Annotated in this window: 19 protein-coding genes and 4 pseudogenes; 18 read left to right on the top strand and 5 right to left on the bottom strand. The window is 60.8% G+C overall.

Annotation, left to right across the window (positions count from 1 at the left end):
* Positions 1–97 precede the first annotated feature (97 nt).
* The 12 genes and pseudogenes from NKI22_RS29450 to NKI22_RS29505 all read left to right on the top strand — a co-directional run.
* Positions 98–226, top strand: a pseudogene (locus NKI22_RS29450) (antirestriction protein ArdC); the annotation flags it as partial.
* Entirely contained in the window at positions 223–426 is a 204-nt protein-coding gene (locus tag NKI22_RS29455) for a hypothetical protein (RefSeq protein ID WP_352959423.1), read from the top strand. The pseudogene NKI22_RS29450 and the gene NKI22_RS29455, both read left to right, overlap by 4 nt.
* A gap of 14 nt (positions 427–440) precedes the next feature.
* The gene (locus NKI22_RS29460; RefSeq protein ID WP_352959426.1) at positions 441–860 is read left to right on the top strand and encodes a DUF2958 domain-containing protein; all 420 of its coding nucleotides are present in this window, start codon (positions 441–443) and stop codon (positions 858–860) included.
* 205 nt (positions 861–1,065) lie between these two features.
* On the top strand, positions 1,066–2,658 hold the full coding sequence (locus NKI22_RS29465; RefSeq protein ID WP_352959429.1) for a ParB/RepB/Spo0J family partition protein: 1,593 nt from the start codon (positions 1,066–1,068) through the stop codon (positions 2,656–2,658).
* Positions 2,659–3,203: 545 nt separating this feature from the next.
* A complete protein-coding gene (locus NKI22_RS29470; protein WP_023672372.1) occupies positions 3,204–3,527 on the top strand; it encodes a DUF736 domain-containing protein in 324 nt (107 codons plus the stop codon).
* Between the two features lie 151 nt (positions 3,528–3,678).
* Positions 3,679–3,948 carry a helix-turn-helix transcriptional regulator gene (locus NKI22_RS29475; RefSeq protein WP_352468501.1) on the top strand — a complete coding sequence of 90 codons (270 nt, stop codon included), beginning with the start codon at positions 3,679–3,681 and terminating at the stop codon, positions 3,946–3,948.
* Positions 3,945–4,493, top strand: a complete 549-nt coding sequence (lepB, locus tag NKI22_RS29480) for a signal peptidase I (RefSeq protein WP_352959432.1) — start codon at positions 3,945–3,947, stop codon at positions 4,491–4,493. The genes NKI22_RS29475 and lepB overlap by 4 nt, the downstream gene beginning before the upstream one ends.
* On the top strand, positions 4,481–5,167 hold the full coding sequence (locus NKI22_RS29485) for a lytic transglycosylase domain-containing protein (protein ID WP_352764694.1): 687 nt from the start codon (positions 4,481–4,483) through the stop codon (positions 5,165–5,167). Before lepB ends, NKI22_RS29485 begins: the two co-directional genes overlap by 13 nt.
* Positions 5,168–5,360: 193 nt before the next feature.
* Entirely contained in the window at positions 5,361–7,331 is a 1,971-nt protein-coding gene (gene rlxS, locus NKI22_RS29490; RefSeq protein ID WP_352959436.1) for a relaxase/mobilization nuclease RlxS, read from the top strand.
* A 1,046-nt stretch (positions 7,332–8,377) separates the two neighbouring features.
* Positions 8,378–8,635 carry a hypothetical protein gene (locus NKI22_RS31540; protein WP_031194954.1) on the top strand — a complete coding sequence of 86 codons (258 nt, stop codon included), beginning with the start codon at positions 8,378–8,380 and terminating at the stop codon, positions 8,633–8,635.
* Between the two features lie 230 nt (positions 8,636–8,865).
* Positions 8,866–9,249: a hypothetical protein gene (locus NKI22_RS29500; protein ID WP_352959439.1), complete on the top strand. Its 384-nt coding sequence runs from the start codon at positions 8,866–8,868 to the stop codon at positions 9,247–9,249.
* Between the two features lie 347 nt (positions 9,250–9,596).
* Positions 9,597–10,328 (top strand): acyltransferase family protein, encoded by a 732-nt coding sequence (locus tag NKI22_RS29505; protein WP_352959442.1) that lies wholly within the window; start codon positions 9,597–9,599, stop codon positions 10,326–10,328.
* A 353-nt stretch (positions 10,329–10,681) separates the two neighbouring features.
* On the opposite strand, the pseudogene NKI22_RS29510 reads toward NKI22_RS29505, so the two are convergent.
* Together NKI22_RS29510 and NKI22_RS29515 are read right to left on the bottom strand one after the other, a co-directional pair.
* Positions 10,682–10,918 (bottom strand): annotated as a pseudogene (locus NKI22_RS29510) (hypothetical protein); the annotation flags it as partial.
* Positions 10,919–11,471: 553 nt separating this feature from the next.
* Positions 11,472–13,118 carry an MFS transporter gene (locus NKI22_RS29515; RefSeq protein WP_031194952.1) on the bottom strand — a complete coding sequence of 549 codons (1,647 nt, stop codon included), beginning with the start codon at positions 13,116–13,118 and terminating at the stop codon, positions 11,472–11,474.
* A 470-nt stretch (positions 13,119–13,588) separates the two neighbouring features.
* Between NKI22_RS29515 and NKI22_RS29520 the strand changes: the two are divergent.
* Positions 13,589–14,609: pseudogene (locus NKI22_RS29520) on the top strand (class I tRNA ligase family protein); the annotation flags it as partial.
* Between the two features lie 198 nt (positions 14,610–14,807).
* Here the strand turns inward: NKI22_RS29520 and NKI22_RS29525 are convergent.
* Positions 14,808–15,953 carry a trans-sulfuration enzyme family protein gene (locus tag NKI22_RS29525; protein WP_352717950.1) on the bottom strand — a complete coding sequence of 382 codons (1,146 nt, stop codon included), beginning with the start codon at positions 15,951–15,953 and terminating at the stop codon, positions 14,808–14,810.
* Between the two features lie 92 nt (positions 15,954–16,045).
* Between NKI22_RS29525 and NKI22_RS29530 the strand changes: the two genes are divergently transcribed.
* Genes NKI22_RS29530 through NKI22_RS29540 form a run of 3 tightly spaced genes read left to right on the top strand, consistent with a single transcriptional unit; the run spans position 16,046 to position 17,380 of the window.
* The gene (locus NKI22_RS29530) at positions 16,046–16,708 is read left to right on the top strand and encodes a helix-turn-helix domain-containing protein (RefSeq protein ID WP_352959445.1); all 663 of its coding nucleotides are present in this window, start codon (positions 16,046–16,048) and stop codon (positions 16,706–16,708) included.
* Between the two features lie 31 nt (positions 16,709–16,739).
* On the top strand, positions 16,740–17,198 hold the full coding sequence (locus NKI22_RS29535) for an FMN-binding negative transcriptional regulator (RefSeq protein ID WP_352717952.1): 459 nt from the start codon (positions 16,740–16,742) through the stop codon (positions 17,196–17,198).
* Positions 17,195–17,380 carry a hypothetical protein gene (locus NKI22_RS29540; protein WP_023722005.1) on the top strand — a complete coding sequence of 62 codons (186 nt, stop codon included), beginning with the start codon at positions 17,195–17,197 and terminating at the stop codon, positions 17,378–17,380. Before NKI22_RS29535 ends, NKI22_RS29540 begins: the two co-directional genes overlap by 4 nt.
* Positions 17,381–17,966: 586 nt before the next feature.
* Here NKI22_RS29540 and NKI22_RS29545 read toward each other — a convergent pair.
* Positions 17,967–18,401, bottom strand: a complete 435-nt coding sequence (locus NKI22_RS29545) for a hypothetical protein (protein WP_023722004.1) — start codon at positions 18,399–18,401, stop codon at positions 17,967–17,969.
* A gap of 305 nt (positions 18,402–18,706) precedes the next feature.
* Between NKI22_RS29545 and NKI22_RS29550 the strand changes: the two are divergent.
* Positions 18,707–18,923, top strand: a pseudogene (locus tag NKI22_RS29550) (transposase); the annotation flags it as partial.
* 299 nt (positions 18,924–19,222) lie between these two features.
* Positions 19,223–20,191 (top strand): glycosyltransferase family 10 domain-containing protein, encoded by a 969-nt coding sequence (locus NKI22_RS29555; protein WP_198030557.1) that lies wholly within the window; start codon positions 19,223–19,225, stop codon positions 20,189–20,191.
* Positions 20,192–20,328: 137 nt separating this feature from the next.
* Here NKI22_RS29555 and NKI22_RS29560 read toward each other — a convergent pair whose 3' ends face one another.
* Entirely contained in the window at positions 20,329–20,685 is a 357-nt protein-coding gene (locus NKI22_RS29560; protein WP_023722001.1) for a hypothetical protein, read from the bottom strand.
* Positions 20,686–20,709 lie beyond the last annotated feature (24 nt).

Genomic DNA, 20,709 nt, shown 5'->3' on the forward strand with positions numbered 1-20,709 from the left:
AAAATAATGCTGAGCAAATCCCATCCGCGAAAGCTGGATCCCGCGGATTTCAAGCAGTGCAGCCGCGTTCCTTCACATTATGGGCTGCTGCGGATAACTAAAGGTGCTGCGCGAGGACAACCGCGCGATCTTCCGTGCCGCCAGCCTTGCCTCAAAAGCCGCCGATTTCCTGCTTGGCTTTAAGGACGATGCCAAAAGCGAGGCGCAGGAAGGGATTGCGGCATGACGATGCTCGATCCGCAACTGACCGCGACCGAGCCGACGCCGCAAGGCGAGCAGATGCTCATTCCCGGCGTCCGGCCGATCACCACGCGCGATCGGCTCACCCTCCTGATGGACGCGCCGATGTGTCCGCGCGCGGCGCAAAAGCCGCTCGATATCGGCCTCTTCGATGAAGCCAGCAGAAATCAACTCGACCTGTTCTGACAAGGAGTCTTTCCATGATCCTGATCACCGATCCACTGCGCGCACGACTGCTCGCCAATGGCGCCGCCGACGCCGACATCGACCATTTTCCCGTTGTGAAACTGTTTAATCCGACAGGTGCCGCAACGTGGCTTTTGAGCGAACTCAACGCCGATGGCGACACGCTGTTCGGCCTTTGCGATCTCGGCTTCGGCTTCCCCGAACTCGGCAGCGTCAGCCTGGCCGAGCTTGCATCCGTAAAAGGTCCGCTTGGCCTCGGCATCGAGCGCGACCTGCATTTCCAGGCGCGCTTTACGCTCTCCGTCTATGCCGAAGCCGCCCGCATTTGCGGCCACATCACCGAGGCCGAGCGACTTCTGCGGCAGGCAGCAGACGCCCTGTCAAAGCCCCATTCCGAGCTTCTGCCCGACACGGCGGAACAGCAGCGCCGATAGGCGCAAAAACCGTCCCGCCGCGCCGGCCTTCGGCCTCTGCGGCGGGACAACCTCAACCAAAGCGAAGGAGAGTAACCATGCAGCTTGCCCACATCCCCTTGGCAGATCAATATTTCCGCGCTCAACATGCTCTATGGAAAACGCGCGCCCGACATATCCGACATCCTGCCGTCAGTGCGTGCGCGCGGCCTGCTGGTGCCTCTCCTTGTGCGGCCCAAACGGCCAGCCGGAAACCTTCGAGATCGTCGCCGGCAGGCGGCGCTATTTCGCCGCCAAATCGCTTGCCGACGAGCGCGGCGAAGGCGATCCCTTGCCCTGCGCCATCATGGAGGACGGTGATGACGCCGATGCGCTGGAAGCCTCGCTGATCGAAAACCTCGCCCGCCTTGATCCTGACGAAGTATCGCAATGGGAGACGTTTTCGCGGCTCGTCAGGCAAGGCCGCACCGTTCCAGACATGGCTGCGACCTTCGGCATCACTGACCTGAAGGTCAAACGCATTCTGGCGCTTGGCGACCTCTTGCCCAAAATCCGCGAAGCCTATCGCCGCGAGGAGATCGACGCCGAGACGGTGCGCCATCTCACCATGGCGTCCAAGGCGCAGCAGAAGGACTGGCTGGCACTCTGTGCCGATCCAGATCAATACGCGCCGCGTGGCTTTCAATTGAAGCAATGGCTGTTCGGCGGCCAGTCGATTCCCACCAAGGTGGCGCTGTTTGCCATCGAGGAGTATCCCGGCCTGATCACCTCGGACCTGTTCGGCGAGGACAGCTATTTCGCCGATGCCGACCTGTTCTGGCAAAAGCAGAACGAAACGATTGCCGCCAGACGCGACACCTATCTTAACGACGGCTGGAGCGAGGTGGTGCTGCTGGAGCCGGGCCAATATTTCCACGCATGGGACCACAAGAAGACCCCGAAGAAGAAGGGCGGCAAGGTCGTCATCACTGTCTCGCATCGCGGCGAGGTCGAGTGTCACGAGGGCTGGCTGTCACGCAAGGAAGCGCGCCGCGCCCGCGAGGGCGGCGACCAAGAAGAAACAGCCGCCAAGCCGCCGCGCCCCGAACTCACCGGCCCGATGCAGAACTATGTCGATCTGCATCGCCATGCTGCCGTGCGCGCGGCCATGCTCGACCATCCCGCCGTGGCGCTGCGACTCGTGGTGGCGCACGCCATCACCGGTTCCGGCTTGTGGCTGGTGCGCCGTGAGCCACAGCGCGCGGCCAACGAGACGGTGACTGCCAGCCTTGCCGGCTGCAAGGCTGAAGCTGCATTCGGCAAAAAACGGCGCGAAGTGTTGGCCCTGCTCGGATCACCGGATGAGGATGGCGTGGTCGCCGGCGGCGATGGCGACGCCTTTGCTATCGCCGGCGTGTTCGCGCGCCTCTTGGCGCTCTGCGACGACGATGTCATGCGCGTTCTCACCCTTGTCATGGCCGAGACGCTTGCAGCCGGCAGCGCCGTCATCGAGGCGCTCGGCAACCATCTGAACGTCGATATGGGCACATGGTGGCAACCGGACCATGCCTTCTTCGACCTCTTGCGCGATAAGGAAATCGCCAATTCGATGCTGGCCGACGTCGGCGGCAAGCTGGTCGCGGATGGCAATGTCGCCGAGAAGGTCCAGACGCAAAAGAAGATCATCCGCGACTTCCTGGCGGGCGAGAATGGCCGCCAGAAGGTCGAGACCTGGCTGCCGCGCTGGATGGAATTCCCGGCCGAAAGCTACACCAGCCGCGGCGGCTTCCGCACCGCCGATCAGTGGGCACAAATGCAGCCGCTGTTCGTGCGCGAATGAACCGATCAGCCTCAAGCGGCGGTTCTTTCGAGTGCCGCCGCTCAGGTCGCGCGCGCCGCTCCGGGCCGCACCGGTTGCCGATTGGTCGTCTTGTCGAGCCAGTGCCGCGCGCGAGAAATCCCGACGCCAACTCGCGCCGATCTCGGCAGCCCTGCACCACGCCGGGTTTGCTTGCCGAGGCGCCAGGCGCATGGGGCCAATTGTCCGATCCGGTTCCCGAGAGAGCCCGCGCAGCCAGCCCCCTGCATTGCCGCACGCTCTTGTGCCACCGATCGCGCCACCTGTCTCCATGTGTCTCAGGGACCATTCCCCTGCGGCTGGCTTGACGACCTATGGGCGGATCCGGCCCGCCCGAAACCCTCGCCAGCAGCTTTTTTCCCCGCCGCCTGCGGCGGCTTCCTCGCGCCGCTTCGCTTCAAAAAAGCTGCCCGCTCGGGTCCTCCGCTATCGCTGCGGCCGTCCCGGTTCCGGCGGTCCGGACGCGCCCATCACGGTTCGCCATCGCAGGGGAATGGTCCCCGGCGAGCACCAAAAGGAGACTGAAAATGACCGCGATCGGATACGTCACCAAACAGGAAAACGGCGGCTACAAGGGCCAGCTCAAGACGCTCAGCGTGCGCGCCGACATCGACATCGTGCCCAATCAGGCAAAGAGCGCCGACACCCATCCCGACTTCCGGGTGCTGACGCAAGGGGTCGAAGTAGGGGCCGGCTGGATCCGCACCGGCGAGACCTCCGGCAAGGACTATGTGAGCCTGTCGATTGCCGCCCCGGAGTTCGGCCCGCGCAAGCTCTACGCCAATCTCGGCCGCGCCGCCGGCCAGGATGACGACGACACATACGCCATCATCTGGAACCCCGTCGACTGAACCGCCAGCCTCGAGCCCCGCGCCGCAACCGGCGCGGGGCTCTTCTCAAAAAGGGGCGGCGAAAACTCGCCCCCCACTCTTCGCCCGTCCCCAAAACGATCTCGCTCGCCGATCCTCGCCTTCGCTTCTCCGTAGCGAAACGAGGATCATCATGGACGACGAAAACGAACGCGCGGCCCGTGCCAAGAAGGGCAGTCCGTTTCTCAACACCGCGCAGGCCGCCTTCTATATCGGGCTGTCCCAGCGCACGCTGGAGAAGATGCGGCTCAAAGGCGGTGGCCCGCAATTCCGCAAGCACGGCCGCTATGTTCGGTATCACATCGACGAGCTCGACGACTGGTCGAAAGGGCGCGCGCAGGAGACCAGGCCCGAGGATGGCGGCCACGATTCCGGCTCGGCCGGTGCGGGAGGCCGCTCATGAGCCGGCCTCCCACTATCCGTCTGATCGGCAGCCATCTGCGGCGCATTCGGGCGCGCAAGACGATCGCCCTGGCCACAATAGGCCTCGGCCTGATCGGCTTCGCCGCTTTCGACAACCCATCGCCCTGGCTGGTCTGGAACGCCTCGGCCAGTGCGCCGGTCGGCCTCTATCGCGTCGCGTCCGGATCACCGGCTCGTGGCGATCTGGTGCTCGTCCGCCCGCCAAAACCGGTCGCCGATCTCGCCGCCGAACGCTTCTATCTGCCCAGCAACGTGCCGCTGGTCAAGCGCCTTGCCGCGCTGCCTGGCGAGCATGTCTGCGCCTTCGGCGGCGCCATCATCATCGGCGGCGAGATCGTCGCGCGCCGGCTGGCAACCGACACGCAGCACCGTCCGCTGCCTTGGTGGAATGCCTGCCGCAAGCTCGCCGCCGACGAGGTTTTCCTGCTCGGCAACGATAGAAACCACTCCTTCGACAGCCGCTATTTCGGGCCGGTGCCGGCCGAAAATATTGTCGGGGGGCTGGTGCCGCTATGGACCGAGTAACCCTCCTGATGCTGGGCATGGTCGCCATAGCGCCATGCGCCTGTTCCGCCGCGACCGACGCTCAGCCGGCCGCCATCTCCCCTGGTCCGCAGCTGGCAAGATGGCAGCCCTTCGTAGCCGAAGCAAGCCGGCGTTTCAGCATTCCACAGCCCTGGATTTATGCCGTCATGGATGCCGAAAGCCGAGGGCAGACAATGCTGGACGGACGGCCGATCGCCTCACACGCCGGCGCCGTTGGCCTCATGCAGGTGATGCCCGGCACCTACGAGGAGATGCGCGCAGAGCTTGGCCTGGGGGCCGCTCCGCACGATCCTCGCGACAATATTCTGGCAGGCACAGCCTATCTGCGCGCCATGTATGACCGCTTCGGCTTTCCCGGCCTGTTTGCCGCCTATAACGCTGGGCCGGAGCGCTACGAACAGCATTTGCAGCGTGGGCGACCGCTGCCCAGCGAGACGGTTTCGTATCTGGAAGAGCTCAAGGCGGCGGGGATTTCGGCCGCCGACATGGACGCGTTCACCGGCAAATCCCGTTCCGGAAAAGCGCCGGAAATCCCGTCCGGGCAGTCGCTGTTTTTCCTGCGAAACGGTGTTTCCGCGACCGATCCGAATGGCCAAATCGTGGTGCCGCTCGGATCGGAGCGAGCAAGGTCAGGCCGGCCGGATCGCAGGTGAGGGCAGGGGTACCGTGGGTCGGGCGGGGCAGGGAGGCATGGAGGCAGGTCCGCGGAAGGCAAGATAAAGGCATCGCCTCCTGGAGGCGGCGAAGTCTTTGTCTGCACATCGTTTTTCACGGAGGCTGCCTTCAGCGTCAGGAGAGCTGCTGCCGACAAGCCTCTGATTTTGCTTAAGATTACTAGGAGGCTCAATGCAGGATGAAGAGTTCAAGCCGAGCCTGGGCAAAATCGGATCGCGCGGCTCGAAGGCAGGCAAGCGTTTCGCCGGCCAGATCCGCGCCGCGATCAACCGAGCCGGCGGCGGCAGCGGTCGCCTTGGCCGCTTCATCGGAAGCCGGGCGGGGCGCGGCGGGGCTGCTGCCGCCGTTCTCAGAGCGCGCGACCCCCACGCGGCGTTTCGGCAGCGGCGCGCCGTCGTCAAGGCGCGTATCGTCAAGCTGGCCGGCAAGGGTGTTGACGGGGCAAGTGCACACCTTCGCTACCTCCAGCGCGACGGCGTGACCCGCGAAGGCGAGCCTGGCGAGCTCTATAGCGCCGACAGCGACCGCGTCGATGGCAAGGCCTTCATCGATCGTGCCTATGGCGACCGGCATCAGTTCCGCTTCATCGTCGCACCTGAAGACGGCATCGAGTATGATGACCTGAAGCCGCTCACGCGGCGCCTCATGGCGCAGATGGAAGAAGACCTCGGCACCAGGCTCGACTGGGTGGCCGTCGATCATTTCAACACTGGTCATCCGCATATCCATATTATCGTCCGCGGCAGGGACGACCGCGGCGAAAACCTCGTCATCGCGCGGGACTACATCTCGTCTGGAATCCGTGAACGGGCGGCCGAGCTGGCCAGCCTCGACCTTGGCCCGAGAACGGACCGCGAGATCGAGCAACGCCTGCGCCAGGAAATGGAGCGGGAACGCTTCACCAGCATCGATCGGCAGCTGCTCCGCATGCGCGACCATGAGGGGCATGTCTCACCGGCCAGCCGAGACACGTTTCGCCAGACGCTGCACCAGGGCCGCCTGCGCAAGCTCGAGCGGATGGGTCTGGCTGAGGAAGTCGGCTCGGGCCGCTGGCGCCTTGATGGCGAGCTTGAAGCGACGCTGCGCCGCATCGGCGAGCGGGGCGACATCATCAAGACCATGCACCGCGAACTGACCGGCAAGGGGCTCGCCCGCAGTGCCGCCGACTATGTTGTCCATGATCGGTCTGCAGAGCAGCTGCAGCCTGTCGTCGGCCGCATCGTTGCGCGCGGCCTGGCCGACGAAATCACTGACCGCCATTACCTCGTCGTCGACGGCGTGGACGGCAAAAGCCACTATGTTGATATCGGCAAAGGCGAGGCCACCGAACCAACGCCAGAGGGCTGCATAGTGCGGGTCACGCCGAGAGACACCGGGCCAAGGCAAGTCGACCGCACAATTGCCGAGGTCGCCACGGCCCATGACGGGCGCTACAGCATCGATATCCATCTCAAGCATGACCCGTCGGCCACCGAACGCTTTGCCGAAACGCACGTGCGGCGACTGGAGGCGATCCGCCGGGCGACCGGTCGTGTCGAGCGCGAGCCGGACGGTACATGGACTATCGCGCCGGACCATCTCGACCGCGTCGCGGGCTACGAGCGTCAGCGAGCGAGGGCCGAGCCTGTTGTCGTCGACAAGCTCTCATCAATGCTGCTGGAGAGCCAAGTCAGCTTCGACGGCGCCACCTGGATCGACCAGGAGCTCGTATCAGCTCATCCTGAGCCCTTGCGCGACTCTGGCTTCGGTCGCGAAGTACGTCAGGTCCAGGCCCGTCGACAGCAGTGGCTGATCGCGCAAGGTCTCGCGCATGAAGCGCAGGATCGGGTCGTCTATCGCGCGAACATGCTTTCGATTCTGCGCCAACGCGAGTTGAACCGCGTGGCCGGTCAACTGTCTGACGAACTCGGTCTGCCCTATTCTGAAGCCCAGAGTGGAGATCGAATAGAAGGCACGCTCCGCCGCTCCGTCGAGCTCGCCGGCGGAAAATACGCTGTCATCGAGAAATCGCGCGAGTTCACGCTGGTACCATGGAGGCCAGTGCTTGATCGGCATATTGGCAAGGAGGTGTCTGGTGTCATAGGTGGGGAGGGGATTTCATGGACCATCGGCCGGCAGAGAAGCGGGCCAAGCATTTCGTGACATGGCTACACAACTTCTTTTGCCCGCGTTGAACGGGTACTCAGTCCGGACGGAGTTCGCCTGCTAATTGCCCGCGGCATTGATTTGGCGAGGGATAAATGGCTGGTCGTGCAAGACTTATCGTTCGCTCTACAACAAGCGCCGCGATCGTTCATCGTCTTCCATGATTCTGAGCCAAAACCCTCCTGCGCCACCACGGTACTCTTCCCGATGCCACGGAAGCCGCGCCGACGACGGCGGTGCCGGCCTGGTTGCGCAGGGCTGCCCCCGACCCAAACAGTTGCGGCGCATTGAGGACATTGCAATCACTGCCGGTGCGGCCACCGGCGCGCTCGATGAGATGGTCCCCAGCTAGAGAGGTGGGCTGGCGCCTGGTGACAGCGCCTACGGCTTTCGGCGGCCGCGGTACGGCGAAGCAGGCTCGCGGCGTCGAGGATGAAGCCGCACTTCGCGATGTTCTTTGCTCACACGACCGGGAGACAAGGTCGGCCCCGCGGGCCGGATGCTGTTGGCCGGGCGTGAACTGGCAGCCCATCCCGCTGAGGATCTTCTAACGGGAGAAACCTCGCTGCGGTGGGGAAGATTTCGGTCGTCGCCCGCGACGACGAGGCGGTCAGCGACCTGGCCAGACGAGCTTCGGCAGCTTTCGGCTGCGGCATGTTGACGTGCGCGATCATGGCCGCCGAATGAGATCGCTTCGAACGCACCGTCGGATGCTGGCTCGCCGACGCTTTACTGGCGCAGCGCCTGGGTGGGGCCATGCGGTGCCGCTACTGGGCACCGAGGCAGCTTTGGGCATGAGACCCGATCAATCGCGCCGGGCCGCGACGGTCATTGCGGCATCTGGAGTCGAGGCCGGGTCAGACCGGGGGAAAAAACTGCTCGTCGCGTAGGAGCCCCCGCGTTGCGCGCCGTCGATCTTTCCGCCCAACTCGGCGCCGCGCGGACCGGGGCTTGCCATTGCCCCGAAACTGAGGCCAAGGCGACGGACCCGCCCTGCGTATACCGACGCCCGCCGCGCCGCCGTCGGCGGAAACGAGCGAGCCGTGGGCCTCACACAATCTGAGGTGCTGGTGACGATGTGCATCGCCTACTTCCATCCGCACTCCTACCCACGAGCTCACCCGTGCGCCCGCGGTGCTGCGAACCCGCCGACGAATATTTGGCAGAAGCCGGAGTGGGCGCTCAGCCGCGACGATTTTTTTGGCCTTGACCGGGCCGGGCGGCGCGACCCGAGCGTCGGGACAAAAAGCCGGGAAGGGGAGGGCACCAGCCCGGTTGAAGCCAAGGGCATGATGATGTGAGGACGATCTGCTGGCAAGAATTTGCGGAGATCGATGCTGTCCTGGCGCGCTCGTCGAAGATTCTGAGCGGCGCCGACGTGGCTGCTCGAGGGAGAACAGTTCACTGCGTGACCGGCCGGACCTGATTGCGATCTCGATTGGAATAAAGAAGACGACGGGCCGAATGGCAGGATTGATCGCCAAGATGCGCGATCTGCCGGCTGTCCTGCGCGCGTGCGGGAGTCGCCACCATGAACTTTACGACAAAATTGCCGGCACAGGCCGATTTCAAGAAGGTGTTGCTCGATGCCATCAGGAGGCGATCGCACGCAGCGGATGCTGGCCAAGCTGACCGGCGCGTCGTGAGATGTTGCCCGTCGGATGGTGACGCTTTAGATCAGGCGGATCTCCACCCAGTCGCCGCGCAGGTCGAACCCAGCGATTTTGTGGCACGCGCTCGAAAGGTGCTGCGCCGCGGGAATTGCCGCCTCATCCATGCACTGCAAGAGTCGCGAAAGGACGGTGACCCCCGAAGCAAAGTCCTATCCGTGGGCAGTCACGTGCCTGATGCGCATGTATTCATCGTGCGCATGCTTTCCATAAACACAATCGATTTTACCGACCAAAGAGAATAGCGGATACCATCCGTTTTCTTGAGGAAGGCTTATTGACCGACCGGCGCCGCTTGACCATTCGAAACCAATCGAAGTTGGCCGGCGCGAGCCTGAGTTCCGGTTGATCCACATTCCAGGCGGCGGCACTGCCGCTATTTAGGCGATGAGGACGAAGTTCAATGGAAATATTGCGGCCTTCTAGCCCAGAACAGGCCTGTTCCGCTTGTGTCGTGCTGCGGCCCTCCATCCTCTCCATTACCGGCTGGATTGGGATGCGACAATCCAGAATGGGATCCGAAGATGCCCTGCGTGAACCACTCTAGAAGCAAAGTGGGAGCAGTAACGGCAGGATATCGGCTGGAGGTCTGATGCTTAATCACAAAACAGTCGGTTCGAAGGGGCGAGACTCGCGCCCAGAAGCGGCAAAGGCCCGAGACCTAAGCTTCGATTTCGCCAAAGGCGTACTCATTATCTTGGTGATAGTTGGGCATCTATTGCAATATGTTGTCTATCGAGGCACTGACGCCTTTTGGCTGTCGCCATATTTTAAGTCAATCTACATGTTTCATATGCCTCTCTTTATGGCGATAAGTGGATATCTTTCTTCGGGAGCGATTCTGCGCAAATCGTTCCATCAAGGCGTCAGTGATCGAGCAATGCAACTAGTATTGCCCATGCTTTTTCGGTGTGCGTTGATTTGGATATCGAAGGCCGCCGTAATGTCTTCGGCGAACAGTTTAACCAGTGGAATGTTGGATTTTTTTAGGGAGTTCATTGGCACATACTGGTTCATCTGGGCAGCTTTCGCGTCCTTCGTCCTTATTAAGTTGCTCACGACATTCAATGGCTCGTCGGTGTGGATCATAGGCGCATCTGCAATTGCGATCGCATTCGCGTCCGTCCCGTGGTCAATAACCCCGTTGGTACGATACACATACCCATTCTTTTGTTTGGGGTTCTTGTTTGCGCAGCCGATCGGATGGCAGCAGCTAGCATCAGGCGCTACAAGGCTATTTTTGTGGTGTTACTTTCTATGGCTGTGTTCATGTGCTTTCTTGCTTGGGGAAAGGAGACGTACGTCTACAACAATCTCGTTTTGATCTGCGATGCACAGTCGGCAAAACAAGTGTTGCTGATGTTCGCTGGCTCGGTAGCAACTTCTGCAGTGGCGATGCAGCTTATATTCCTATGCTGGAGAGTTGGCTATTCAACTCGCGTAGCTCGCTTTGTCGCGGTGGAGCTTGGTCAGAGCACACTGCTGCTTTACCTGCTTCAGGGTGCCGTGTTTCGCTTCATGGATCTAATACCGTTCGGAGAGCTTTGGGATCTCACGAGCAGAATCGAGTTCGCCACTTTGCTTGGTGCGGCGATTGTTGTCACAGCGATGACAATTCGCAGGATTGTGCGCCACCACCTTGGATATGTGTCGCGGAGCTATGCATAATTTATGATGTGACTGCCGACAGTTGGCATTGAAATCATTGGCGAGCCATGCCGGCGTGGCGTTCCCCTCACGGATCACTTGATCCGCCGCCCGAAGTAAGGCGTGCCTGTAGGCCGGGATCGGTCCCGAATGCTCGTAGGACGGCAATTCGCTCGGGAGCCCGATCAGATTTGAAGCTCCGCGACCGTCTGGCGCCGAGCGCAGCCAATAGAAGCGCTTCTGACCAATCGTCGCGTTCATCTCCAGGAAGCCCGCCTAGCAGGTTGTGACCACTGCTGTGGCAATGCAGCAGTCCTGGATGTTGCATCAAATAAGTCCAAGATGCCCCGGGTGCGCTTCCACCGCACCACCGGGACCTTCGCTGCAGCTAAACGCAGAAAATTCAGGCGCGTGCTGAAGCATCGTGAAAAATTCATGGATTATGTCAGCTGATAAAATGACCCGATCCAATTTCAGTCGATCAATCAGCGCCCTTCGTCGGGGCTGTCGGTCCGCATCGCGCCTGACGGCGGCGCTATGCTGGTGCCCCTACGGCCGCCCTGTTGAACCGCTTTCTCCAGCACCGAACCGCTCGCCGCGATGCAGGGGGACAGGCGACCTGAACCCCTGCCCAAGCCGATCTGATGGCAGAGGCGGTGGGGCTGGACATGGGCCCGTGGTGGACATACGTGCCACACAAATCCTCATGCTCGCCTAACCGGCCGCAACGTATGGCGATCCGGGCAGACCCGACGAAAGAAGGAGTAGGTCTCGGCCATTCCCGTGTCCGAACCCGAACCCAGAAAAGTTACTGGTTTCCTTACGGGCGCGATACAAAGGGGACAGGCTGGACTTGGCTGCCGGGGGCGGGGCTTGTCGACCGCTCGATCGAAAGTGAGAGACGAGGAGGAGAATCACCGACCTGCAGAGCGGCAAGGCGCTCGCCTACCTCCCTGTCAGTCACCGTTAGCCGATGGTTTAGACGAAGATAGTCCGTCCATGTCGGCGTGCGGAATGTCTCGGTCCAAAGAGTCGAGTTCTGAAGATCGCGCTGGAGGGTCCAGTCCCGCGCACCGGCACGGCTCTGTACGCGCCGCCTTTCGCGCATGCAGCTCAGAAATTCCTCGATATTCTCCTCGGGTATCGAGTACTCCACCTTGATCACGATCGGGCCGCTCCTGGGCTTCAAATCGAGGGCCAGTTCTGGTGGCCTGAAGTCGAAGGCCCCTTGATCCGATTCCTCCCATAGCCGTACCGGCAATAGCTTTCCCACAGCTGCAACCAGCAACAGCGCCGCTGCAGCACCTTCCAAAGCCCACGTCAGGGAATAGTACTGCGCGACAGCACCCCAGATCCAGCTGCCCGCTGCCATGCCGCCGTAGGTCAGGGCGTAATAGATCGACAGGGTGCGACCAACGACCCACCTTGGGCTTGCCAACTGCACACACACGTCGGTTCCGGTCCAGGTGACAACCCAGCCTGCGCCAGCGATTGCAAGCGCGATCGCTGCTACAGCCACCGATGATGTGAGAGCCAGTAAAAGGCAACACGTTGCGCAAGCAACGGACGCGAGCGTGATCAATCGATTTTGGGACGTGATGCGTCTCAAGTAGCTATTGCCAATGCCCGCGATGAAGGCGCCTGTGCCGAAGCCGGCCAACAGGACGCCGTAAACAATTGGCCCCCCCGCCAGTTGGTCGCGAACTAGGAGGGGGAGCAGAGCAAGGATCGAGATGCTTGACAGCCCGAACAGGGTTGCACGCACGATCGCCACTCTGATCTCCGAGGAGATTGCCGTGAAGCGCATGCCATCATGAATGGCCGTCGTCATCCGCTCGCGCGGAAGAGGCGAAGAGCGAACTTGCCACTTGGAGCGCAGCACAGCGCTCAACGGGACCAGGTCGGTCAGCGCAGCGAAGGCGAAAGCCGTAAGGGGGCCCAGCAAAGCCAAAATTACACCGCCCAGCGCCGGTCCTATGCTCCGAACCACGTTGTACCCCACCGACATCAGCGTCACTGCAGCGGGTATGTCGCGCTTTTCCAGGATGTCGCCGACCGAGGCGTGCCAGGCTGGATCATTCAAGGCAAAGCCGCATCCCGCCAAGAAACTCAGTCCCAAGATCAGCCATGGACTGACAAAGCCCAGTCCAACAGAGAGAGCCAGCGCCGTGGATGCCAGTGCGATCAGGCAATGTCCGGCAAGCATCACGCCGCGGCGGCTGAAGCTGTCTGCAATCGCTCCAGCAAGGATCGACAAGAAGAAGGCGGGCAGTGTCGATGCAGCCTGCACGAGCGCAACCATCAGATCGGAGGCTGAAATCGTTGCCATAAGCCAGCTTATAGCCACGCTCTGCACCAGCCAGCCAAGGCTGGATATCTGCGTGGCTGTCCAGATCGAACGAAAGACCGGATTCTGAAGAGGAATCAGTGTGTTTGCTGCAAAGGGCGGGGAATCTTGACGCCGCATGACTTCTCACCTCCACCACGTAGTTCTTTCGCTCACTCACTTGCTGACAGCGGTGCGCTTACGCACAGCTGCGTCACAACCAAGTTCCGATATCGCGCTCGCAACAAAGTAAACAAAGTAGATGTCGCATCCACGGTGCTGATGCGCGATGAGTGTGCCAGTTGGGCGTCAGCTGGTCTGGGTCGCGCAGCCCGATGGGGTGCGGTCTGCCCTGCGACTCTTGGCCTTGTACGGTGCTACCGCCCCGATGGCCGGGTTGTCAAACTGCCACGGTGCTAGCAGCGCCCATCCCATCCTGACAGGCATGAGCATACGACGCAGCGCATCGCTGGTATCGGAGGCGGGTGCAAGATCAAAGGTGGCATCGTCTTGACAAGCACGAGCTGGTGGACGCCTTTGCCCGACCTATCTCATCGGCGATTTATGGGGCCCTCGTTGGTCTATGCACAAAAAAACATAATACGCTTGAAAAGACGTTTCGGGCCGGTGCCGGGGCCGAGGAAGGGGCTGAAGCCTTCACCATCGTCATCCCGCCGCCGAACGTCACCGGCTCGCTGCATATGGGCCACGCGCTCAACAACACGCTGCAGGACATTCTGGTGCGCTTCGAGCGCATGCGCGGCAAGAACGTTCTTTGGCAACCAGGCATGGACCATGCCGGCATCGCCACGCAGATGGTGGTCGAGCGCCAGCTTATAGAAAAGCAGATTCACCGCCGCGACCTGACGCGCGATGAGTTCATCGACAACGTGTGGGAATGGAAGGCAGAATCCGGCGGCGCCATCCTCAACCAGCTGAAGCGGCTCGGGGCCTCGGCCGACTGGAGCGGAGAACGTTTCACCATGGACGAGGGCCTATCTAAGGCGGTGCTCGAAGTGTTCGTGACGCTCTACAAGGAAGGCCTGATCTACAAGGACAAGCGCTGTCAACTGGGACCCGAAGCTCTTGACCGCGATTTCCGACCTGGAGGTCGAACAGCAGGAGGTCAACGGCAACCTCTGGCATTTCCGCTACCCCGTCGAGGGCGAGGTTTTCGATCCGGAAAATCCTAAAACCTTCATCACCATGGCGACGACACGCCCCGAGACGATGCTGGGCGATACGGCGGTGGCGGTGCATCCCGACGACGAGCGTTTTCGGCATCTGGTCGGCAAGAACCTCATCCTGCCGATCGTCGGCCGCAAGATCCCGGTGGTGGCGGACGAGTATTCCGATCCCGAAAAAGGCAGCGGTGCGGTCAAGATCACGCCGGCGCATGACTTCAACGATTTCGAGGTCGGCAAGCGCCACCGGCTGCCGGCGGTCAACATCCTCACCGTCAATGCGGCGGTGAGCCTCAAGGACAATGAGGACTTTCTGGCCGGACTGGAGGTGACGCCGTAGCGCCATGCGGTCCGGGACGAGCTCGACGGTCTCGACCGTTTCGTCGCGCGCAAGAAGATCGCCGAGCTGATGCAGACCGGCGGTTTCCTCGAAAAGGTCGAGCCGCATCGCCAGACCTGAAGCGGCGGTTACGGCGATCCTGAACAAGGTGCGGTCTCTCCGCGCCAACGCATCCGACACGGAGATTTTCGATCGAAATCTAAGCATGGTCGAAGATGCTTTGCCTGATCTAGGCGCCCAACCGTAGCAGGCCGCATTGCTGCGCCAGCCGCCACGTAAAGCGCTGCCAGAGTTCTTGCACCCGCGTCATTCGGCTGCCGCTTTGAAGGTTCCGCCTAGGGCCTGCATCAGATCATCGACAATGTCCTGAGGATGCTCAAGTCCCACTGACATTCGCAGTAATCCGCCTGGCGCCTTGGACTTGGCACCCTCGACGGATGCGCGATGCTCAATCAGAGAGTGCGTCCCGCCAAGGCTTGTCGCCCGGGCAACAACCTCGAGGCGGCCGGCCACGGCCATCGCAGCATCGGCTCCGCCTTTGACGATAAAGGATAGCATCGCTCCGTAATGGCTCATTTGCCGCTTAGCGAGATCGTGTCCCGGATCATTTTGCAGGCCCGGAAAAAGTACTTTTTCGACACGCGGATGAGACGCCAAAGCCTCAGCAACCTTCTGCGCGCCTTCGCAATGCGCGCGCATGCGTACCGACAATGTCTGCAGGCCCCGCAATGCCAGCCAACAGTCGAATGGCGCTGCGACGCTGCCCTTGTGTCTCTGGACCATCCGCAGTGGGCGACCGAGGGGTGACGAGTGCGGGACAATGACGACGCCCGCCATCAAGTCCGAGTGGCCGCCGATGTACTTTGTCGCCGAGTGCATGACCGCGTCCGCCCCAACTTCGAGGGGCCGTTGAAGCACTGGAGTTGCCCACGTGTTGTCCACTACTGCCAAGGCGCCAGCCTCGTGCGCGATTTTGCAGATGGCCGAAATGTCGACAACGCGGATCATCGGGTTTGACGGCGTCTCAACCCAGACGAGGCCAGTCCGCTTCGATGTGACCGCGGCGCGCACGGCATCCAGATCGCGCATGTCGACGGCCGCAAAGTCGAAGCGAGACCCAATGTCGGTCTCGTCAATCAGCGAACGAATGCCGAAATACATGTCATCCGGCAGAACGATCCGACCCGTCGACGGATGGCTCTCAAAGACTGCAGCGATTGCAGCCATGCCCGACGCGAAGGCAATGCCATCTTCTCCGCCCTCGAGCGCGGCCATGGCCATTTCGAACGCGTTGCGTGTCGGATTTCCATCCCGGGTGTATTCGAATCCGGAAGGAAACGAGCCGTCGACGCTACGTTGGAACGTCGTGCTGGTGTTCAGCGGCAGGGACACCGCCCCCGTGGAAGCGTCGACAGCTCGGCCGCAATGGATCGCCTTTGTTTCAAAACGCATCGGTCATTTCCTCGCTAACGGGGCAGTTGCACAATTTCAGGCCGGTCATTATATTGACCGTAATAAGTGAGCCGAGGCACTAAGTCAATATAATGACCGATGTTACGACAGCGTTAGACCCCGAGCGGGTGCTTGGCCAAGCGATAGCGGTTCGGATCCGACAATTGAGGCGCGACCAAAACCTGACCCTGGATCGACTGGCAAAACTGAGCGGCTTATCCAAGGGAACCGTCGTCACGCTGGAGCAAGGCAAGGCGAACCCCAGCATCGGCATACTTTGCCGACTGGGGGCGGCGTTTTCGCTTTCGGTGGCCGATTTGTTGAATGACCATCCTTCCACAGTTCGCCTTCCTATTGAGCGGACAGAGACGAGGACGCTTTGGACAAGCGCTAAAGGAAGCTTTGCACAACTTCATTCATCGATCTCGGGACGAACGATGTTCGAACTGTGGAGCTGGGCCATTATGCCGGGCGACGTGTTTTCCGCAGATGCTCATAGTCCGGATACGCGCGAGCTGATCTCGGTGACTCAGGGGTCCCTAAGTGTCGTGGTGGGTACCCACGCAGTAATTTTGAGCCAAGGCGAGAGTGTGCGGCTTGTCACTGACCAACCGCACTCATACGCGGCGGCATCTGATCTGCCTGCCCACTTCTCGATGGCAGTCCTTGAGCGTGGTGGACAGCGAGATCCGGGGCCCTCTTCGCCGGCAACGAAGATGCCCGGGCCCGTTCCGCAAGACACCGCCGCTCGCTAACGACCGCCCATTCGCGACAGGAGATCCACCATTGTACGTTCCGCCCCATTTTGCCGTCCCCGATCGCAACACCCTGCTTGACCTAATCGAGAGACATCCGCTCGGTATCCTGGTCACCCACAGCAAAGGCACACTCGACGCGAACCACATTCCCTTCGAGCTTGACCGCTCGAAGGGAGACAAAGGCGTCCTCAATTGCCATGTTGCACGCAAAAATCGAGTCTGGGAGGAAGTTGCCAATGGCGATGAAGTCCTCGTTATCTTCCGTGCGGCCGACGCTTACATCTCGCCGAACTGGTATCCAAGCAAGCATGAATTCCATAAGCAGGTGCCGACATGGAACTATCTCGTCGTCCACGCCCACGGACGCATCACTGTCCGGGATGATGAGCGCCATGTGCGCCGCAACGTGGCGAAGCTCACTCACATGCATGAAGCCTCGCAGCCTGGCCCCGTGGAAGATGGGCGACGCGCCGAAGGACTTCATTGACACGATGGTTAAACGCGATCGTCGCCCTGGAAATCGAGATCACCGGCCTGGTTGGTAAATCAAAACTCAGCCAGAACAAAGAGGTGCGCGACATTCAGAACGCTGGTGAAATGCTGAATGCCCGAGGCGTCAATGGGATGGGAGAAGCGATGCTCGTGGCTGCGGCGGCCAAATCCCAATAGCATCTATCTTGTCCCGACAAGCCGCTGGTGCTGGATTTCCAAGGGGTGACCTTGAGAGACAAATGCTTCGGCTCGCCGGAAACGCGACCAGCACCTGACCACCCGCTATGCGGGCAGATGGACAAGAACTCAGGCCGCCATCGCCAGCCAGATCCGCAATGCCGCCGGATCAATGGAAGCTGCTTACCCCGCCAGCCTTTCCGGTCACGTCGCCTGCGTCGTCAATACCTCGAACAGCAGCCTGGCGCTTAAACCGAGTTGCGTGTTCGGTATGGCGGCATAGCGGTTTCGAGATCGGAGCCGACTGGCAGCGAACGCCACGCCCCACGGTGGCGATGCCTCGCAGCCAGGTTGGATGACCAAGCAGCCGGGATGTTCAGCAGGCTTGCACCCGCTTCAGATGCGAGACGGGTCCAGACGATCATCCTGCACAACGTCACGCGGCGGTGGGCCGGTTCCGAAAAGGGCCGGCCCCGGCCGTTCATACAAGTGGAGTTGGGGGCGCGGGGCCGGGTCAAGCCTATCGGGTCGGACCCGCCGGGACAGCGCGTACATCATCCTGGCAACGCCAGGCGCTCGTCCGGCGTCATGCGGGCTTCGGCTTGGCGCGCCGAATGTCTGGACCGGCATCGCGGAGCATGGCGCACCCCATGCTGCCCCTGGCCAGATCGCAAATGACGCACGGCTTGTTCGTAACCGTTCGGCCAAGGCCGCGGTGGCTATGATTTCGGGCGATGGTTTCTGCGGTAGGTTTGGGCGGTGCGTGGCCCGCAGCCCTGCGCTCGTCGACGATATGCCGAAGGTTGTTGATGCCGTCTTCGGTGAAGACGACGGTAGGTTCGCTTAATTCGGATGCGGGATAGTCGTCGTAGCGGCCTGGTGACGTCTCGTGGACGGATGGCCTCAGGACTTCTCGCGCATCGGTACTTCTCGGCTTCTCGCCCGCAATCGCCATTGCCGCAATCCAGAGCAAGGTGGCTTTGGTCAGCTCCGGCGGATCAATACGGCTTAGGACGCGCATGTGTTTTTTAGCGGCCGGATGAGCGGCTCCAGAAGCGAAGTCGCTGCCATGACTGTCGCCGGAAGCCCCGGCTATGCCGAACCCTGATGAACATCTGACGCGATGGCGACTTTCGAGCCGTCACGCCACAAAGGAGGAACGGCTATGGAGGCTGGGCGGCGGCACTTTCATTCTCAGGCGCCGCTCTATGCCACCTGCCGGCCAAGCGCAGTTTGCACAAATCTTGAACCTCTCTTTGCGCGGCGGCAGGAGCTGCAATCGCACGTTCGGCCTCACGCAATGAAAGACCGGTCACGATTGCCATGATGCACAGGCTTGCCATGCGCTTCCGCTGCATTTTGCGGGGCCGTGAATTGGACAAGCTCGACCACCTGGATCGACGATGCCGTCAACGCCGGGCTCGTCGCCATCACGCGTTTCGCTCGGGTCCTACGCCGTGACATTGACGCCGTTCGCAATGCCATTGAATTTCCGTGGAGCAACGGCCAGGCGGAAAGGCAGATCAACCGCCTGAAGACGATCAACGATCACCACACAAAGTGAGGAAGAACCTCGTTAAGTGCAAAGCGACATTGCCTCGACAGCGGGTCCCGGAAGGTTTATGCTGCCCAGTGTTACCGCAATCCGGAATGGCGATGAGTACCTTCACGAGTGAAGGGATTCCCGCGGTCTTAGAGATGAGTTGTCGAATGGCGCGAAGTCGCACAGAATCGTGTGTTTGATATCGATCAGGATCGCGAGCTATTTCAGGCGCAGAGAGGTCTTGCGCCCGATGCACAAGTTGCTCCCGGTCCAACGGAAGTGAATGGGGTGGAACTGCTTTGTCGGCCAAATTGTTGACGGAACGTCCGGCGCCCATTGTTGCTACATGTCTGGATTCTTGGGGCAATTTGGATGATGCAATCCACCATCTCACTCCAAAGGGGAGTGGAATCTGGAACAATGTCGCTTTTGTACGCACGACATCCTTCGCGCCCGATTGGCATATTGTCTTTAACTCTGCTTCTCTTTTTGGGCTCCCTGTTGATATCGAGGCGAGCCCAAACAGGATAATTTTTGCAATCGGCGAACCGCCGACGAAAGCTCATCGCGCATTTCATGAAGGGCAGGGGAAAAATACTATCATCCTGACGTCTGACGCAGAGCTGGCTGCTCGGCAGAATGCAGGGCGCCGATTCGTATTGTCTCCACCTATCACTCGGTCTTGGTCTGTAAACAAGACATATGACCAACTTCTGGTCAGCGAAGTCGTGGACAAGCCGCTTCGGCTCTCATGGATTACCAGTAACATCGCCCTGCTTAAAGGGCATCGATATCGGCTGGCGTTTCTGGAACGGCTGAGAGAGGAGCTCGATTTTGACCTGTTCGGCCGAGGTTTTCGGCTGATTGGAGATAAATGGAACGCACTCGCACCTTACCGTTACAGTATAGCTTTCGAGAATACTCGTGCTGATTACTATTTTACAGAGAAGCTTATGGACTGCTTCGTTGCTGAAACAATGCCGATCTATTACGGCAGCCCGGCAATCACGAGGTTCTTCCCTTCGGACTCAATGGTTCTGATTGACCCAGAGGACAAGAACGTAATCCAAAAAATTCAAGGAATCATCAACTCGGACCTGTGGAAGGAGCGTCGCGGCGCAATACTAGAGGCGAAGCGGTTGGTTCTCGAGAAATACAATACGTTTGCTTATCTCGCGGGCTTCATCGAAAGCGTTCAGGATAAACCGTTACCGCCGGAAGTTATACACATCGGTTCGCCTGCGGTCGATTTTGGGAGAGACGCATGAAGTACTCCAACGCTCGCTTCGCGTGCCCGGCGGTTGGTGGTCTGGCGAGATCGGTACGGAACGCTCGGCGGAGAATGCCTACCTGCGCAGACGGGCCGGCAGGGCGCACGAGGTCATGCGCCCCCGGCCGCCGCTGATCAGACGAACTGGGGAAGGCCAGGAACGGAATTGAGGACCTCGTCCACGAGTTCGTCGCCGGCATGTTCCTTGGCGAAGGCGATCGTCTCGTTGGCGAGGGCGGCGATGTTTAGAATGCTGAGACCCTCACTCATCAATTGCTGGCCGAGCCCAATGAGGCCGCCTCCGTCGTCTGGGTCGTCGCCATGATACTTCGCCACTAATTCCGAAGCTCCGGGAATGGCCTCGATCATGCGCGCAACGGGACCGTCGGCCGCGTGGCGTTGCAGGAAACCCAGCATTAACCCAACGGCCTTCTCTGCGAGAGCCGGGCCGATGCCGGCACCAGTGGCGATGCGCGATAAGAATTCTTCCATGGCAGGGTTCCTCTCTCTTTAATG

Source organism: Mesorhizobium sp. M0778 (assembly GCF_040320105.1).
Taxonomy (GTDB): domain Bacteria; phylum Pseudomonadota; class Alphaproteobacteria; order Rhizobiales; family Rhizobiaceae; genus Mesorhizobium.

Excerpts from the sequence above, each read along its gene's own strand:
- NKI22_RS29455 (WP_352959423.1), top strand. The coding sequence starts at position 223 with ATGACGATGCTCGATCCGCAACTGACCGCGACCGAGCCGACGCCGCAA.
- NKI22_RS29460 (WP_352959426.1), top strand. The coding sequence starts at position 441 with ATGATCCTGATCACCGATCCACTGCGCGCACGACTGCTCGCCAATGGC.
- NKI22_RS29470 (WP_023672372.1), top strand. The coding sequence starts at position 3,204 with ATGACCGCGATCGGATACGTCACCAAACAGGAAAACGGCGGCTACAAG.
- NKI22_RS29475 (WP_352468501.1), top strand. The coding sequence starts at position 3,679 with ATGGACGACGAAAACGAACGCGCGGCCCGTGCCAAGAAGGGCAGTCCG.
- lepB (WP_352959432.1), top strand. The coding sequence starts at position 3,945 with ATGAGCCGGCCTCCCACTATCCGTCTGATCGGCAGCCATCTGCGGCGC.
- NKI22_RS29485 (WP_352764694.1), top strand. The coding sequence starts at position 4,481 with ATGGACCGAGTAACCCTCCTGATGCTGGGCATGGTCGCCATAGCGCCA.
- rlxS (WP_352959436.1), top strand. The coding sequence starts at position 5,361 with ATGCAGGATGAAGAGTTCAAGCCGAGCCTGGGCAAAATCGGATCGCGC.
- NKI22_RS29500 (WP_352959439.1), top strand. The coding sequence starts at position 8,866 with ATGAACTTTACGACAAAATTGCCGGCACAGGCCGATTTCAAGAAGGTG.
- NKI22_RS29505 (WP_352959442.1), top strand. The coding sequence starts at position 9,597 with ATGCTTAATCACAAAACAGTCGGTTCGAAGGGGCGAGACTCGCGCCCA.
- NKI22_RS29515 (WP_031194952.1), bottom strand. The coding sequence starts at position 13,118 with ATGCGGCGTCAAGATTCCCCGCCCTTTGCAGCAAACACACTGATTCCT.
- NKI22_RS29525 (WP_352717950.1), bottom strand. The coding sequence starts at position 15,953 with ATGCGTTTTGAAACAAAGGCGATCCATTGCGGCCGAGCTGTCGACGCT.
- NKI22_RS29530 (WP_352959445.1), top strand. The coding sequence starts at position 16,046 with ATGACCGATGTTACGACAGCGTTAGACCCCGAGCGGGTGCTTGGCCAA.
- NKI22_RS29545 (WP_023722004.1), bottom strand. The coding sequence starts at position 18,401 with ATGCGCGTCCTAAGCCGTATTGATCCGCCGGAGCTGACCAAAGCCACC.
- NKI22_RS29560 (WP_023722001.1), bottom strand. The coding sequence starts at position 20,685 with ATGGAAGAATTCTTATCGCGCATCGCCACTGGTGCCGGCATCGGCCCG.